The organism is Paenibacillus helianthi, from assembly GCF_001909055.1.
In the GTDB taxonomy this organism is placed as follows: Bacteria; Bacillota; Bacilli; order Paenibacillales; family Paenibacillaceae; genus Paenibacillus_AQ; species Paenibacillus_AQ helianthi.
In genome coordinates this window covers 12484-29192 of record NZ_LVWI01000041.1, presented here as the reverse complement: position 1 = coordinate 29192, position 16709 = coordinate 12484, and the positions used below count along the sequence as shown (strand labels likewise).

The 16709-nt window shown below is 49.5% G+C and carries 13 protein-coding genes; all 13 read left to right on the top strand.

Annotated elements, in window-relative coordinates; all coding sequences use genetic code 11:
- The 13 genes from A3844_RS14960 to A3844_RS14905 all read left to right on the top strand — a co-directional run bounded on the left by A3844_RS14960 (position 1) and on the right by A3844_RS14905 (position 16662).
- On the top strand, positions 1-2739 hold the full coding sequence (locus A3844_RS14960) for a winged helix-turn-helix domain-containing protein (RefSeq protein WP_482811857.1): 2739 nt from the start codon (positions 1-3) through the stop codon (positions 2737-2739).
- Positions 2740-2849: 110 nt separating this feature from the next.
- Positions 2850-3776, top strand: coding sequence for an NAD(P)-dependent alcohol dehydrogenase (locus A3844_RS14955; RefSeq protein WP_074107783.1), 927 nt, complete (start codon positions 2850-2852; stop codon positions 3774-3776).
- Positions 3777-3829: 53 nt separating this feature from the next.
- Positions 3830-3952 (top strand): hypothetical protein, encoded by a 123-nt coding sequence (locus A3844_RS33755; RefSeq protein WP_279629266.1) that lies wholly within the window; start codon positions 3830-3832, stop codon positions 3950-3952.
- A 28-nt stretch (positions 3953-3980) separates the two neighbouring features.
- A complete protein-coding gene (locus tag A3844_RS14950; RefSeq protein WP_074107782.1) occupies positions 3981-4331 on the top strand; it encodes a DUF952 domain-containing protein in 351 nt (116 codons plus the stop codon).
- Positions 4332-4381: 50 nt separating this feature from the next.
- Positions 4382-5857 carry a protein adenylyltransferase SelO gene (locus A3844_RS14945; RefSeq protein ID WP_074107781.1) on the top strand — a complete coding sequence of 492 codons (1476 nt, stop codon included), beginning with the start codon at positions 4382-4384 and terminating at the stop codon, positions 5855-5857.
- Between the two features lie 38 nt (positions 5858-5895).
- On the top strand, positions 5896-6414 hold the full coding sequence (locus A3844_RS14940; protein WP_143192086.1) for a DNA topology modulation protein: 519 nt from the start codon (positions 5896-5898) through the stop codon (positions 6412-6414).
- Between the two features lie 171 nt (positions 6415-6585).
- Positions 6586-7812: an NAD(P)/FAD-dependent oxidoreductase gene (locus tag A3844_RS14935; RefSeq protein ID WP_074107780.1), complete on the top strand. Its 1227-nt coding sequence runs from the start codon at positions 6586-6588 to the stop codon at positions 7810-7812.
- 189 nt (positions 7813-8001) lie between these two features.
- Positions 8002-8904, top strand: a complete 903-nt coding sequence (locus tag A3844_RS14930; protein ID WP_167374684.1) for a hypothetical protein — start codon at positions 8002-8004, stop codon at positions 8902-8904.
- A 192-nt stretch (positions 8905-9096) separates the two neighbouring features.
- Entirely contained in the window at positions 9097-9567 is a 471-nt protein-coding gene (locus tag A3844_RS14925; RefSeq protein ID WP_074107778.1) for an NUDIX domain-containing protein, read from the top strand.
- 46 nt (positions 9568-9613) lie between these two features.
- Positions 9614-12781 carry a GNAT family N-acetyltransferase gene (locus A3844_RS14920; RefSeq protein WP_074107777.1) on the top strand — a complete coding sequence of 1056 codons (3168 nt, stop codon included), beginning with the start codon at positions 9614-9616 and terminating at the stop codon, positions 12779-12781.
- Complete coding sequence (locus A3844_RS14915; protein WP_074107776.1) at positions 12768-13643, top strand: amidohydrolase family protein; 876 nt, start codon at positions 12768-12770, stop codon at positions 13641-13643. Before A3844_RS14920 ends, A3844_RS14915 begins: the two co-directional genes overlap by 14 nt.
- A gap of 92 nt (positions 13644-13735) precedes the next feature.
- Positions 13736-15292, top strand: a complete 1557-nt coding sequence (locus tag A3844_RS14910) for an ABC-F family ATP-binding cassette domain-containing protein (RefSeq protein WP_074087970.1) — start codon at positions 13736-13738, stop codon at positions 15290-15292.
- 248 nt (positions 15293-15540) lie between these two features.
- Positions 15541-16662 carry a PTS transporter subunit EIIC gene (locus A3844_RS14905; RefSeq protein ID WP_074087972.1) on the top strand — a complete coding sequence of 374 codons (1122 nt, stop codon included), beginning with the start codon at positions 15541-15543 and terminating at the stop codon, positions 16660-16662.
- Positions 16663-16709: the final 47 nt, after the last annotated feature.

Genomic DNA, 16709 nt, shown 5'->3' with positions numbered 1-16709 from the left:
ATGAAGCTGATCCGGGAACGAACTGCTTTGTTGACGCTGCAGGATTACAATCATTATAATCTAGATATGACAATATCTCTTGTATCTACCAAGCTGTATATCCCCCCGGCCAGGTCAAAAATCGTTGTCCGCCCGCGTCTGCTGGAGCAACTTAACAAGGGTCTGCAAGGCAAGCTGACTGTCCTCTCCGCCTCCGCCGGTTATGGTAAAACGACACTCGTCAGTGCCTGGCTCTCTGTCTGCGGACGCAGAGCCGGATGGCTGTCTCTGGATGCTGGAGATAATGATCCTGCGAGTTTTCTCACGTATTTGTGCGCCGCTTGCCGGACCATTGGCGTGAACATCGGAGAGGGTATGTTGGCCATGCTTCAATCCCCCCAGCCCCCGCCAATCGAATCACTGCTGACGGCACTTCTGAATGAAATTACCTCTGTATCTGAGCCTACCATTCTTGTCCTTGACGATTACCATCTGATTGATTCGAAGCCGGTCAATGAAGCCGTGGCTTTTCTGATTGAGCACCTGCCGCCGCAGATACATCTGGTCATCGCCACACGCGAAGAACCGGTTTTACCGTTGCCGAGGCTCCGCGTGCGGCATCAATTGACTGAACTGCATGCTGCAGACCTGCGGTTCAATGCCACCGAAGCTGCAGAATTTCTAGGCCAGGTGATGGGTCTGATGCTCTCCGCTGAAGATGTCATGCACCTTGAATCCCGCACAGAAGGCTGGATAGCTGGCCTTCAATTAGCCGCACTCTCTTTGCAGGGGCGCAATGACGTCACCGGCTTCATCCAGTCGTTCTCGGGGCGCCACAAGTTTGTCCTGGATTATCTGGTAGAAGAAGTGCTGCAGCAGCAGTCTGCAAGTATTCAGGCCTTTTTGCTGTTCACATCGGTCCTGAGCCGGATGTGCGGCCCGCTGTGTGATGCTGTAATGGGCGCAGAATCCGGAGGATCACCTTTTTCTTCCGGACAACGCACCTTGGAATATCTTGAACATGCGAATCTTTTCCTTATCCCTTTGGACAACGAAAGACGCTGGTACCGCTATCACCATCTCTTTGCGGATTTGCTGCGGGAACGTCTGTCTCAAGGCCTTCCTCCATTAGAAGAGGAAGAGAAGAGGACCGTTGCTGAATTGCATATTCGGGCGAGCGGATGGTATGAGGACAATGGATTTGAACTTGAAGCTTTCCACCATGCAGCCGCTGCCGGGGATATCGAACGCGCTGCCCGATTGATGGAAGGGGAGGGGATGCCGTTGTTGTTTCGGGGAGCAGTAACTCCCGTACTGAACTGGCTGGAATCCATGCCAAGGGAAATACTCGATTCAAGGCCTTCATTGTGGGTTATGTATGCTTCCGGACTCCTCATGCAAGGCCGGATATCGAGTGTTGAACAGAAGCTGCAAGCTGCAGAACAAGCGCTGCACGGCACTGTACAGAACGAGAGAACCCGTGATCTTACAGGACATATTGCCTCTATACGTGCTACGCTCGCGGTAAGCAAACACCAGGCTGAACCCATCATGGCCGAATCACGCCGGGCCTTGGAATACCTCCATCCTGACAATCTGCCGGTGCGTGCAGCGGCCGCGTGGTCGCTGGGGTATGCTTATCAGCTCCAAGGAGATCTCAGCCTGGCCGAAACAGCCTATGCCGAAGCCTTGTCGATCAGCAAGAGGATCGGGCATGTGATGATCACTATCATGGCGACCCTAGGCCTCGGAAACATTCAGGAAGCGGAGAACCAGTTACCGGCTGCGGCTGGGAGCTATCTTCGTGTGCTGGAATGGGCTGGGGAACCGCCACTGCCGGTTGCATGCGAAGCACACCTGGGATTAGCGCGGATCTTTTATGAATGGAATGAATGGGATCAAGCCCTCTTGCACAGCCGGCAAAGCGTCCAACTTGCGCAACAGTTTGAAGATTCGGACCGGGGGGTGGCAGGCGAGGTGCTGCTCGCGAAGCTGAAGCTTGCACGGGGAGAGGTGATTGCGGCAGCTGCTATTTTAGCAAAAGCAGAGCTTCTCGCCCGCAAGGAACATTTCTGGGCACAGATTCCCCAGATTGCAGCTATGCAAGTGTCGGCTTTGCTTCATCAGGAGAACCTGGATGCAGCCGCTATCCTTGCTGAGCAGCACGGGCTTTCACTCTGCCAGGCAAAGGTATACATGGCACGCGGAGACATTTCTGCCATGCTTGCGGTGCTTGAGCCAATGCTTGGGGAAGCAGCCGTCAAGGGTCGTCCGGACGAACGGCTAAAGGGAATGATTTTTTATGCAGCAGTCCTTTACAGAAACGGAGATAAGTCTGCAGCGACGCAAGCATTGGCTGAGGCTATGACAATGGCCCAGCCTGGCGGCTTTATCCGCGCTTTTGTCGACGAAGGGCTGCCGGTTGAAAGGCTGCTGCGCGAAGCACAGGTTGGTGGGGAACTACTGGACTACCGGAGGAAACTGCTGGCTGCATTTGAAGCCGAGAATCCACAACACAGCCAATTGAGATCTGCTCAGCAACTGCCCAGGACGTCACAGCCCCTTATTGAGACACTGAGCGGGCGGGAGCTTGAAATATTGCAGCTCATTGCACAAGGTCTCTCGAACCGCGAGATTAGCGAGCGGCTATTTCTAGCACTAAGTACCGTTAAGGGGTACAACCGCAATATCTTTGACAAACTTCAGGTCTCGCGGCGTACAGAGGCTGTCGCCCGTGCCCGTAGGCTAGGTTTGTTGTAATGTCATTCAACAGCACTGTCACAGTTTTGACGAAAAGCATACTTAAGTATCTACAAGATCCTCCCCGCTGAAGATATACTTATTGCAAATCGACACCCGGGGGGAAACTCATGAAAGCCATAGTATGCTCCAAGTACGGATCACCAGAAACACTGCGCCTCATAGAGCTGGAGAAGCCTTTGCCCAAGCGTAAAGAACTGCTGATCAAGGTTCATGCTTCAACCGTAACCGCAGGGGATGTTAGAGTACGGACTTTCAAGAGTCCTGCCTTGCTATGGCTGCCTATGCGGATCGTATTAGGTCTAAGCAAACCCAGAAAACCTGTTTTGGGTGTAGAGTTAGCCGGTGAAGTAGTAGCCGTAGGCCCTGAAGTGGAGCATTTCAAGCAAGGTGACCTGGTTTTTGCTTTAACGGGAATGCACTTTGGCGCCCATGCTGAGTATGCCTGTCTACATGAGGACGGAATGGTATGGTTCAAACCGGCCAATACGACCTTTGAGGAAGCTGCTGCAGCGCTTTATGGGGGAACCACCGCATTGTATTTTCTTAGAAAAGCAGGTGTCCAAAGGGGACAAAAAGTTCTGGTCTATGGAGCTTCAGGCACCGTAGGGACATTCGCATTACAGCTTGCGAAGCACTTTGGGGCAGAGGTAGACGCGGTATGCAGTACAGCAAATCTGGAATGGGTACATTCCTTGGGCGCGGGTCAGGTGATCGATTATACGATAGAGGATTTTACAACAAGAGGCGGGCGGTATGACATTATCTTCGATGCCTCCGGCAAGCTTCCCAAATCCGGGTGCAAAAAAGCACTGAAGCCAACCGGAGTATATGTTACGGTAGCCGGGCAGGGAATGGCCAGGGTCCGCATCGAAGACCTGCAATTCCTAAAAGATCTAATGGAGACAGGGAAGATTAAATCGGTGATTGACAGGTACTATGCATTAGAACATACGGCCGAGGCCCATCGGTATGTGGAACAAGGGCATAAGAAAGGCAGTGTTGTGATCAGAGTGAGTCAGGGCAGCGATTATTAAGTTATAAAGCTCATCCAAACATCATCCGGCAGGGGGCAGGAGCAATCCGTGTTATGCTTATGAACGAGCCTGCCGGTAATCAGCCGGGATTTCCTGCAAGACGAAACCTCTCCTTTGAAATGGTTGGTCGCACTTCCATTTTTCCAAAGGTTGGTTTCTTTTTTGCATTTTTTTGACACAACCTATATAAGGAGGGGTTTTGTAATGATATTTGTACATGCTGTACTCAGAACGGAATGGGAGTCAGCGATTTTGAACGGGGTATATAAAGGTCCTACTTTAGAAACAGAAGGCTTCATTCATTGCTCACCAATTCATAAAATAGTGCCGGTCGCCAATGATAATTTCCAGGGAGTTCACGGGCTTATTTTGCTGTGTATTGAGGCGTCAAAAGTAAAGGCTGAGGTTAGGTGGGAAGATCTATATAATGAAGGAAGCGAATATCCTCATATCTATGGTGAACTCAATTTTGATGCTGTAGTGAAGTTCGTTGCGTTCGAGCCTAATGTAGATGGCGGTTTTTCGTTGCCTCAAGAATTAGCAGAGCTGCAGTAGTATACACTAGTAGGAAACGAATTACGACTAAAAGAAAACAAGGAGGCACTATGACGGAGAAAAAAGAAAGTTCAGATCCCGGGTGGCACATTGACAATAGTTACTCCAGTCTGCCGGAATCTTTGTTTACCTTACAGAAGCCGACACCTGTCCGCTTGCCGGAGCTGGTTATTTTTAATGACCCGCTCGCCAACTCTTTAGGGTTAAATATCCAGGCTCTGCGCAGCAATGACGGGACAGCGGTTCTCGCAGGCAATGAGGTTCCCGATGGCGCCGAACCTCTTGCGCAAGCTTATGCAGGACATCAATTCGGTCATTTCAATATGCTGGGCGACGGCCGGGCAGTGCTCCTTGGTGAACAGATCAACCCACTTGGTGTGCGAGTAGATATTCAGCTTAAGGGATCAGGCAGAACTCCCTACTCCAGAGGGGGCGATGGCCGGGCGGCGCTCGGTCCGATGCTGCGGGAATACATCATCAGCGAAGCCATGCATGCGCTTGGCATTCCTACGACCCGCAGTTTGGCGGTTGTATCAACCGGTGAGTCCTTATTCCGGGAAACCGAGCAGCCGGGTGCCATTTTGACCCGTGTGGCTGCCAGTCATTTGCGCGTCGGGACCTTTCAATTCGTTGCCGCAAGGGGCAACACAGAGGAGCTCCGGGCTCTGGCAGATTACACCTTGCAAAGACATTATCCGGATGCGGAGGCGGAAGGGAACCGTTATCTGATCCTGCTTCAGGAGGTGGTCCAACGTCAGGCAGAGCTAATTGCCAAATGGCAGCTTGCAGGTTTTATTCATGGGGTGATGAACACCGACAACATGGCTCTTAGCGGAGAAACTATTGATTATGGCCCATGCGCCTTTCTGGACGTTTATGACCCTGCAACCGTGTTTAGTTCCATTGATCTTCAGGGCCGCTACGCCTATCGCAATCAGCCCCGTATTGCTGCTTGGAATCTTGCGAGGTTTGCAGAAACCCTTCTTCCGCTGCTGCACGACAACCAGTCGGAGGCTATCCAAATGGCTGAGGCTGCCATTGCTGATTTTTCAGTAAAGTATGACCGGATTTGGGTGGCAGGAATGAGAGCGAAGCTCGGAATCTTTAACGAAGAACAAGAGGATATCCATCTTATAGAAGAACTCCTCCGTATGATGCAAACGTATCGTACGGACTACACGAATACTTTTCGTGCCTTGACTTTGGGGAAGCCGGAAGATACCGTCTTATCTGGCACGGAGGAATTCGCCCATTGGCATAAGCTCTGGCAGGCAAGACTTGGAAGACAAGGCGAATCCCCGGCTTCCTCGCAGCAGCTGATGCGCAGCAGCAATCCTGCGGTCATTCCGCGGAATCACAGAGTGGAAGAAGCGCTGGAAGCTGCCGTGAAACAAAAAAACTACATTGTTATGGAGCAGCTCCTGAAGGTACTTTCAGACCCGTATGCCTACTCTGACGAACAGACGGATTACTCGACATTGCCGGAGGAAACTTCGCGTCCCTATCGAACCTTTTGCGGAACCTGATTTGCTGGCTCTTAGTCTATTTCATGAAAGGAGAAACTGTGGACAGGATACTGGTTATTGGCTCGGGAGGATCGGGGAAATCTACACTTTCCCGGAAGCTTGGCGGCATTCTTAAGCTTCCGGTTATCCATTTGGACACCTATTTTTGGAATGCGAACTGGGTCCCCAAAGAAAATGCAGAATGGGATCAGACCGTAGAGCGCTTCACTTACGAAGATCAATGGATCATTGACGGCAACTATTCCAGGACGATGGATAGCAGAATAAAGAGAGCAGATTTAATTGTTTTTTTGGACATGCCCAGAGTTCTATGTATGTACCGGATATTTAAACGACGTATCATGTACCACAAGAAGGCCAGACCTGATATGAACGAAGAGTGCCCGGAAAAAATAGACTGGGACTTTGTAAAGTGGGTTTGGAATTACCGGACAAGAAGCCGCAAGAACACGATAAAGAAACTGGAACGTATCCAAGAACCACAACAAGTTATTACTTTGAAAACAAGAAAACAAGTAGATGAATTCATCAGGTCGCTGGAACAGAACCCAAATTAGTTGCTTCAACAGGAATCGAGTCAGCGGAAGACCCCTACATTCTAGGGGCAAACGCATCCCACTTGCTCTATATCGGCAGAAAAAAATAAAGCTTCAGCCTGCAGTAAACCGTATGAATCCTAACAACCGGGTAATAATAAATTCCAGTCTGTTACTTGCAGGGGGAATTCCATGAACTTACAATCGGGAACTTATTATTGGCCGACCACCTTTCCAGAAGCTCCGTCCTATCCTCCTTTGAAGGAGAATGTTACTTGTGACGTGGTGATTATCGGCGGAGGAAGCTCCGCAGCGCAATGTGCGTATTACTTAGCCGACAGAGGCATACAAGTCACTGTTTTGGAAAAGGGGACCATAGGCAGCGGAAGCACGAGTACGAACACCGCTATCATTCAATATTCGGGCGAAAAAATGTTCACGGCCTTGGCCCACACCTTCGGGGATGAATATGTCGGGCGGCATCTGAAACTGCTTAAGGAGGCGATCGATGAGATCGAAGCAGCTTCACGGCAAGTTGATATCGATTGTGAATTTCGCCGGAGAGATACACTTTATTCCGCTAGCTGTCACGAAGACGTAGATCGTTTACGGAACGAATATGCTTTTATTAAGCGGCATGGCGTAGAATTGGACTTTTGGACACAAGAGGACATTGAGGCGAAGTACCCGTTCAGCCGGGAAGCCGCGATCTACTCCTACAATGATGGTGAGTTGAATCCTTACAAGTTCACCCATGCTTTGTTTCAGTATGCGGGGCAACAGGGAGTCGCTGTTTATGAGCACACGGAGATGAATGGCCACCGTTACGACCGGGAACGGCAGCGCATGATTATCTACACGAAAACAGGGTGTGAGGTGAGCGCCCGATATGTCATTTTTGCAGCAGGCTATGAAAATATGGATATCCGAAAAGAAAAGCAAGCCTCTTTCGTGAGTACCTATACAGTCACCACTGAGAAAGTAGCGGACTTCTCCTCCTGGTATAACCGGACCCTGCTCTGGGAGACGGCACGCCCCTATTTATACATCCGCAGCACCGCCGATAACCGGATTATCATCGGTGGTCTCGATGACAACACGACTTTACCAGAGGACCGGGACAGCAAGCTGATGCACAAGAAGGATAAGCTGATCGAAGATTTTAATCAAATGTTTCCCGGCATCAAGGTAGACCCTGCCTTCTATTCCACGGCATTTTACGGCGGGATCGTGGACGGCTTGCCTATCGTCGGAAAATATGATGAATTCCCGAACAGCTACTTCCTGCTCGCTTATGGCGACAACGGAACAGTCTACAGCCAACTGCTGGCCAAGATTATCGTTCAGGAAATTGTCGAAGGACATAGTCCTGACCTGGAGCTGTATTTGCAGGACCGGCCGCTCCTCAAGAAGAATTAATAATGGCATGATGGTAACCAGCCAGAATGAAAGACTGCTGATCTAAGGTATCGACAGTCTTTTTTTTGCTGTTTTTTTGCCGCCTCGGTTTATAAGTATCTGCGTACGTATACCAGAATATGGTATGATTGATTTTATATTAACTTTTTTTTGCTGATATCAGAATCGGAAAATGCGAGGTGCTATCTTTTGTTAAGAATTCGAACAATGATCTTGTCCTTTATTCGCTCCAAACACTTTTGGCTAATAATAGGCGTAGTGGCAGCTGGGTTATTTATCCTGATTGGTGGCATTATCTACATACAAGCCAGTAATGATCAGATATCCGATCAGATATCAACCTATAATGATGTAGCAGTTGTACCTGATGAGCCGGGGGTGAAATTACCTGTCATCAAATTGCCTGAGACGAAAAATTTTAGAAATGCCACGATGATAGGACTTATTTATTATAACGGCAAAGTATATACCCAAACGGATACAGAAATCGCTCCTGAACGGGCAAAAGATCTACTCGGAGAGAAGCTTGGGACTGCAAAAGGCAATATTGAAGGATGGGACACGCAAGATGAAAATGATATTGAATTTGCTTCAACGATACATAAGGCAGATGTTTATACGGTAAATGGGTACGATAAGGATTTTAGAATTATGACGTTAGCTGAACAGAATGGAATGGTTAGCCCTGCATTTTATGAGCGCTTAAACGATATTTTTGTAAGAGATGGTGGAGATTTTTTTGGGAGATTTAATATCAAAGGGAATGTAGTTGGTGCCCGATATCAAAGTTATAGTGAGTGGAACAATAGCATGGACCAATATCACCCGATAAAAGATATGGATTTAATAAACACGCTGGTGGATCAGCTGTATCATGCGAATCTTTTATCAAGGGAAATCGTTGGTGATGCACTGGGTGACTTTAGAAATGACGATAAGTATAGACGATTGATCATTCAGCTAAGTGATGGTACGGAGGTGAACTTGAAAATAATTAGAAATGGTTACATCAACTATGGATTTGCAGAGGTGTATTTTATAATCGATAGTGAGATGTTCTGGAAACTGTGGCAAGTTATGCAGCCAATTTAACAGTAAACTACACTCCAGAGGCGTGAATCTCCGGGAGTTCGTACGAGTGAATCAACAGTTAGAAGCTTCTGCCAGAGGTTGGCGGAGGTTTTTTTTCATGAATTTTTTAGTAATCGTAATATTCTTCCATTTAATAGTATAATTAACGCTAGACGAAGTATGGACAAAATGAATGAAGGAAGGAGTTGTGAAATGGAGGTTTCTCAGAAGCATACTGTGACCGCTGCTGTGGTTGTGATTAATGATCGTAACGAAATACTACTAAAATACGGACCGAAGCGTGGATGGGAAATCCCAGGAGGCAGAGTCGAAGTGGGGGAATCACTGTCAGCTGCAGCTGTGCGGGAAACGAAAGAAGAGACAGGCATGGATATAGAAATCATTAAATTTTGTGGCTTTTTTCAGAATGTTAAGGAATCCGTTTATAACACCTTATTTATGGGAAGACCCATCGGTGGAGAGTTTAGAATATCGGCTGAAAGCTTAGAGATTAGGTATTTTTCTATTGAAGAGGCACTTGAAAAGATAACCTGGAAGAGTTTCAGAGAGCAAATTGAATATTGTTTACATTATGAAGAGCAATTTTTAGTCGAATATAATAACCGAAATTATAAGAAAAAAATATATTGCGGCGATATTGAGGAAGGTCCGGATTTCATATAGCAAGGCATAGAGTTGCACTATCAAATGAAGATAAGGGGATATGAGTATGACAACCAATATTACTGCTGAACCCATTCGTATGGTTGAATATGATCCTTCATACGCCGGAGCGCTCGCTGACATGTGGAACCGCAGCAACGAAAATTGGGGCGGGGGTACCAATCTCAGAACAGAGGACAGCATTCGCCGGAAAATGGAGATTTCGTCCAATCTGCATGCTTTTCTTGCCGTCGATGGCGAGGAGGTTGTGGGTTTCTGCAGCTTCGCCCATTACCAGCAAGATGAAGGCGCCTTGTATGTACCGCTGCTAAATGTGAGGCCCGATTATCACGGACGTAAGGTCGGCCGCAATCTGATATTGAACGCTGTCCGCAAGACCGTCGAAGCGGGTTGGCCACGGCTCGATCTGTTCACCTGGGCGGGCAATACCAAGGCTGTGCCCATGTATAAGAAATGCGGGTTCTTCTGGGAAAAAAATGATGATTACGTTCACTTGATGAACTTCATTCCAACGATATTACAAACGGAAGCGCTCACACCGTATTTCGAGGAGCTTGACTGGTACGCAGATAGCACCCGTGAACTTGTGATCGAACCGGATGGCCGCCATAAGCACGGCTTCGATTTTCTGGACTATACGTGGCATAAGGGAGAACTGGCTTTGCGGGTAGAATTTGAGACGACGGGCCGCGGGCTGACCGCTCTGGATACGCCAGAATATGCGATCTCAACAGAGATCGAAGAGCATAACCTCGTATTTGGTTCTGCTTACAAGGTCCGCTACCGAATCGAAAACCGCTTGGCAACCGAGCTTTCAATAGAAATCAAGGGGCAGAACGACAAGAATATCCGTTTTGCCCTGGATATCGCCCGAACGATTGCTCCGGGAGAAGCGGTAATCGTGGAGGGGGATTTCCAGCTCGACCCGATCCTGGAGGAGCAGAATAACAAGAAGACCCATCCTGTTGTCAAGAGCACTTGGATCATCAGTGGCAGACGGGCCGAGTTCCGTATGGGCATCGATCCGAAATTTCCGGTCAAGATGCAGATGGTACTGCCAGCCAAAGAACTGCATCCGGGTATTCCGGCCGAGCTGTATCTGAATGTGGAGAACAATTTCACCTCACCAGCGGAGTTCACTTTTGACTGGCCTGAGGATAAAATCGTGGAATGGGCTGAACGTTCGGTCCGTATCACCATACCGGCTAATGGCAAAACCTCTATTCGGGTACCCTTCACCTTGCAATCATACGGTCTTTACTCTCACGAGGTTCAGGTCACAGCGGTTCCGGTAAACGGTAAGCCAGTTATTTTTACAAGCAAGCTGTCCGTACTAATGAAGGGAACAGAGGGGCGTTACGGAGGACAGAATGGGGAGCAATGGGTCGCCGTGAACGGTGCTTTTTCGGTTCACCTTCACAAGCTAAGTAATAGCATGTGGATCGAATATCCGGGCTCCCGCCACAACTTTTGGTGGAACTATCCCAAGCTTGGAAAGCCGTTCGCGGAAGAATTCTCGAAGAAGCAAGCTACAGAAGTGAAGATCTATCCGGAAGGAGAGAGTCAGGTTCTGGAAGCCCTGTACGAGTCGGAGAACTTTTCCGGTCTGCAACTGAAATCCGTAACCAAGCTGATTGCAAGCGGGATCGCCGAATTTCATTATGAAGTAATGAATAGCAGCATCGAGCTGGAGGAGAACGTATATTTGCTGACGAACTTCGGTTTCTTCGGCAATCGGCTCATTCTGCCGTATCAGGGCCGTTATGTCGATATGGGCGAGGCGTACGCTGGCAGTCCGGATCATTGGGACAGCGCTCAGATCTCGGAGAACTGGCTGTTCAACAAGGAAGAGGACGTTGCCTGCGGGATCTGCTGGGACCCTTCCTTGAAGCTGCTTCGCTCGGAATATCCGCTCGGACTAGAGCATGATCTCGGCCGAATCGCTCCCGGAGCAGCAGTGAAGACGAAGCCGACGATATTTGCGCTGAACACCTTCGCTAACTGGTCGGATTTCCGTTCCTTCGCCCGTAAATGTCCGGCTCCGGTTGTACCTGTGCTGGATAATCATCTCGAAATTGTGCTTGGAGGCGGCAATCCATTCAAGTCGCCGGTACTTCATGCGGAGCTGATCGAACGAAAGCTGCTTCCGCTTGCCGGGGAATTCGAGCTTTATGTCCAATGTGATGGGGAAGAAGAGCAAAGAATCGCGAGTGTTGTGCTTCGCCCAGAGCAGAACCTGCATTCTGCAAATGTGGAGTTCTCTCCTGAGGACAAGAGGGTTCAGGGAACCGGAGAATCCACTTGGAAAGTGCGTGCCGTCTATCGCGGTGAGGATCGGATTCAGGAACGCTCAGCAATGTGGTTCCCTCAGACAGATGCGAGTGTCAGCTGTGAAACTCAGGAGGGAACGGCCGGGACATTATATACAGTGAACAACGGCGTCCTCTCTATAGCGGCTGACCCCGGATTCGGCAGTGTTGTGCATTCCTTGAAGCACCAGGGCGAAGAATGGCTGGATAGCTCGTATCCTGTACCGGCTCCGCGTTCCTGGTGGAATCCCTGGTATGGCGGACTAGGCGTACATATTCCCGGAATGAATGGCTTTAGCCGGCAGCAGGAGCCAAGACATGCGGCATGGGCGGAATGTACGGATGATCAAGGCAACGTCTGGACAGGACTGAGTCTAACCACCCGGATCGAGCAGCATAAAATGTATCGGGGAATGTCGATCAAGCAGTTCTACCTTATGCTGCCAGGTGTTCCAGTCCTCTGTATGCTGCATTCGGTCACCAATGAGAGTGGTATGATGCTGCCAGAGTATAAGTTACAAGAGTCTCATTTCTTCCGGCCTTCACCAGCCATCAATGAAGGCTGGATCGAAGTTCCCGGAGAAGGACGATTCCTCACCGGGAACCTGGAAACCGGGCTTCAAGCCAAGGAACTGCTGCGGATTGGCGCTGTTACCCGCCTCAATATGCTGCATGCAGTGAATAACTATCCTAATACAAACGCCTCAGCTTATGTAAACAACAAGGTAATGGAGTATGGTGCGGAACATCAGCTTGCTCTTATGAACGGGGAGACTGCCATGACACAGCCGACCTTTCTGATCCTGGGAGGAACCACGCTGAATCCAAAGGATATCCAGAGCCTGCTTAAGCTGAAGTTCGCCAGCCCAGCCGTAGATAAGGAGACCTTACATGCCGATCATTGATATTCATATCCATCTCTCCGATATCGAGAGCTTTCGCCAGACAGCAACGGATCTGTCCAAGGTTGATTACACGGCCGCAGGCCTTAAGGCGGAGTTTGACAAGAACGATGTCATTCTTGGTATTGGAATGGGTGTGACAGAGCAGACCAAAGGAGCTTTTCCCGATTCCAAATCACCTAACCCGATGGGCCTTGATCTGGAAGAGAGTGTCCCGCCATTTCTGATGGAATGCGTCGGCATCAATCCGAATCTGCTCACCGGGAAGCAAGCCCGGCAGGAGCTGGACCGGATCGAAGCACGGCTGCAAGCGCCGGAGGTGGCGGGGATCAAGTTGTATGCCGGGTATTACCATCATTATGTCTACGACAACATCTACACACCCGTGTATGAACTGGCTGCGAGGTACGGCGTTCCTGTGGTCATTCATACCGGTGATACCTATTCGATGAATGGATTGCTGAAGTATTCGCATCCGCTTACCGTAGATGAATTAGCCTATCAGCAGCGCGGGGTGAACTTCATGATCTGTCATTTGGGTGATCCCTGGGTCATGGACGCTGCCGAAGTGGTGGCCAAGAACCCGAATGTTTATGCTGATTTGTCCGGACTTGTCGTCGGTGACCGGCCTCATTTTGAACGGTTCATGAATGAACCGCTATTCATGGACCATTTCCGCAGGGCGTTGGTGTACTCGGATCACTATGAGAGAATGCTCTTCGGAACCGACTGGCCGCTCGCACCGATCGGATTGTATGCTGAGTTCGTCCGCCGGCTTGTGCCCGAGCAGCACCACGAGAAGGTGTTTTATCAGAATGCCATAGGGCTGTTCCCGCGCATTCAGCGGCGGATAGCGGAGCTGTGAAATTGTGATTTTTTAAAACCTGTCTGGAGTTGTGCCGCTTTAGCCTTTATAATATGACAAGAGTACAGTATAAAGGAAAAGGTGTTTATTACATGAGCATATTAAATGTTGAAAAGCTGAGTCACGGATTCGGTGACCGCGCGATTTTCACCGATGTATCATTCCGTCTGCTAAAGGGCGAACATATCGGACTGATCGGAGCCAATGGTGAAGGTAAATCCACCTTCATGAACATCATCACAGGCAAGCTTCAGCCGGACGAAGGAAAAGTCGAATGGGCAAAACGCATGCGGGCCGGCTATCTGGACCAGCACGCAGTACTGACGAAGGGACAATCGATTCGTGATGTTTTGCGGGGTGCCTTTCAATATCTCTTTGACATGGAACAAGAGATGAATGACATGTACGGCAGAATGGGCGAGGTGTCTCCTGAGGAACTGGAGCAGATGCTGGAGGATGTCGGAACAATTCAGGACACACTGACAAGCCAGGATTTCTATATGATCGATGCCAAGGTGGATGAAACCGCCCGCGGGCTGGGACTGACGGATATCGGTCTGGATAAGGACGTCCATGATCTCAGCGGTGGTCAACGGACCAAGGTCCTGCTGGCCAAGCTGCTGCTGGAGAAGCCGGACATTCTGCTGCTGGACGAACCTACGAACTATCTCGACGAGCAGCACATTGTATGGCTGAAGCGGTATTTGCAGGAATACGAGAATGCTTTCATTTTGATTTCGCATGACATTCCGTTCCTGAACAGTGTCATCAACCTGATCTATCATATGGAGAATCAGTCACTGACGCGATATGTGGGCGATTACGAGTACTTCCAGCAGGTGTATGAGGCGAAGAAATCGCAGCTTGAATCTGCGTTTAAACGCCAGCAGCAGGAGATCGCGGATCTGAAGGACTTCGTTGCCCGGAACAAAGCCAGTGTGGCTACACGTAATATGGCGATGTCCCGGCAGAAAAAGCTGGATAAGATGGACGTTATCGAACTCGCCAGAGAAAAACCGAAACCGCAGTTCAACTTCAAGGATGCGCGCACTTCCGGCAAGCTTATTTTCGAAACCAAGGAGCTCGTAATCGGATACGATTCTCCGTTGTCGAGACCCCTGAATCTCCAAATGGAACGCGGACAAAAAATCGCGCTCGTCGGCGCGAACGGGATCGGTAAAACGACATTGCTCCGCAGCATTCTGGGCCAGATCCCGGCGATTTCAGGTTCGGCCAGACTCGGCGATCTGCTGGAAATCGGCTATTTCGAGCAGGAGATCAAGGGAACGAACTACAACACCTGTATTGAAGAGATTTGGACGGAGTTCCCGTCATACACTCAGTTTGAAATACGGGCGGCTCTTGCCAAATGCGGTCTGACGACCAATCATATCGAGAGCAAGATCGCGGTCTTAAGCGGTGGCGAGAAAGCCAAAGTCCGTTTGTGTAAGCTGATTAACCGCGAGACCAATCTGCTGGTACTGGACGAACCGACCAACCATCTTGACGTCGATGCGAAGGACGAGCTGCAGCGTGCGCTCAAAGCCTATAAGGGCAGCATTTTGCTGATCTCGCATGAACCCGAATTCTATCGTGATATCGTGACAGAAACGTGGAACTGCGAATCTTGGACGACAAAAGTATTTTAAAACAACCTGCAGGAATGCGGGTTTGACCGGTGACCCGTAAGATGGAAACTTTGAAAAAAGTGACCCTCTTGCGGGTCATTTGTCTTTGAAGTATAGGTGCCGTATATCTGAAATCCGCCTTAGCCTGCATGAAATGCACTAATTATTGGGGTGCCTTACCCGCAGACCACTATGCTATAGTAGACGTCGAAAGATTGGCTGAAATCTATTGTCAGTCAGATATCACCATAAGGACGCAGGGGGATCATATGGAAGTACATAATCAGGCAACATCTGTGCAGCACTCCAAAAAGAGCGCGGTTAATATCATAATTGACGGCATCTCTGGAATCTTTCTTCCGATTGTTAATATTCTGAGTGCAGCAGGCATTATGAAAGGGTTATTGGCTGGCGCGGCGGCGCTGGAGCTAATCAGTAAAACAGAAGGCACGTATACAGCGCTGAACGCGATGGCGGACAGTCTGTTCTACTATCTTCCCATTCTTCTGGCATATACAGCAGCCCGAAAATTTGGGGCAAATCCATTTACCGCTGTTGTGGTCGCCGGGGTGTTACTATACCCGAGTCTGACCACTCAGTTTGCAGACCACGAGACGATACAGTTTTTTGGCATGGGGATTACTCCTGTCAACTATCCGGCAAGTGCCATTCCAATTATTCTCGCAGTTGGCTTGCTGGTCTATGTCGAACGAATATGTATTAAAGTGTTACCTGAGATCATTCGTGAGTTCTTTACACCATTGATCTCTATTGTTGTGGTATCCTCCGTGACGCTGCTGGTGTTCGGACCGATGGGCACACTTGCCGGGGATGCGCTCGCCAAAGGGTATAGCTTTGTATATCATCTCAGTCCGGTAGGAGCGGGAATGGTCCTGGGTGCAATCATTCAGCCGATGGTCATCTTCGGCCTGCACTGGAGTCTGGTGCCGCTCGCAATTAATAATATCAGCCTGAATGGTTCGGATACCCTCTTGGCTCTGATGGGCCCGGCCTCGTTCGCACAGGCAGGAGCAGCGCTCGCGGTATTCTTCAAAGCCAAAGATAAAAAGTTCAAAACCTTAAGCTTATCCGCTTCCATTTCGGCCTTGTTCGGAGTCACCGAGCCCGCGATGTTCGGTGTGAATCTGCCCTTGCGCAAGCCGATGGTCATTGTATGTTGTGCCGGAGCCGTCGGCGGCGGAATGGCCGGGATGTTCGGATCGTCCGCGATTTCCTTCGCTTTTGCGGGACTGCCGACATTACCTGCTTACCTGGGCGACGGGTTCGGCGGTTTCCTGATCGCCTGTGCGACTGGTTTTCTTATCGCTCTGATTGCAACGCTGCTGATAAGACTGGAAACTGAGCCTGGAATGGATGCAAGAGCTAAGTAAATGACAGAAGAAACAGGCTTCGTCGTCCGAGGGATCGAGCTTGGATG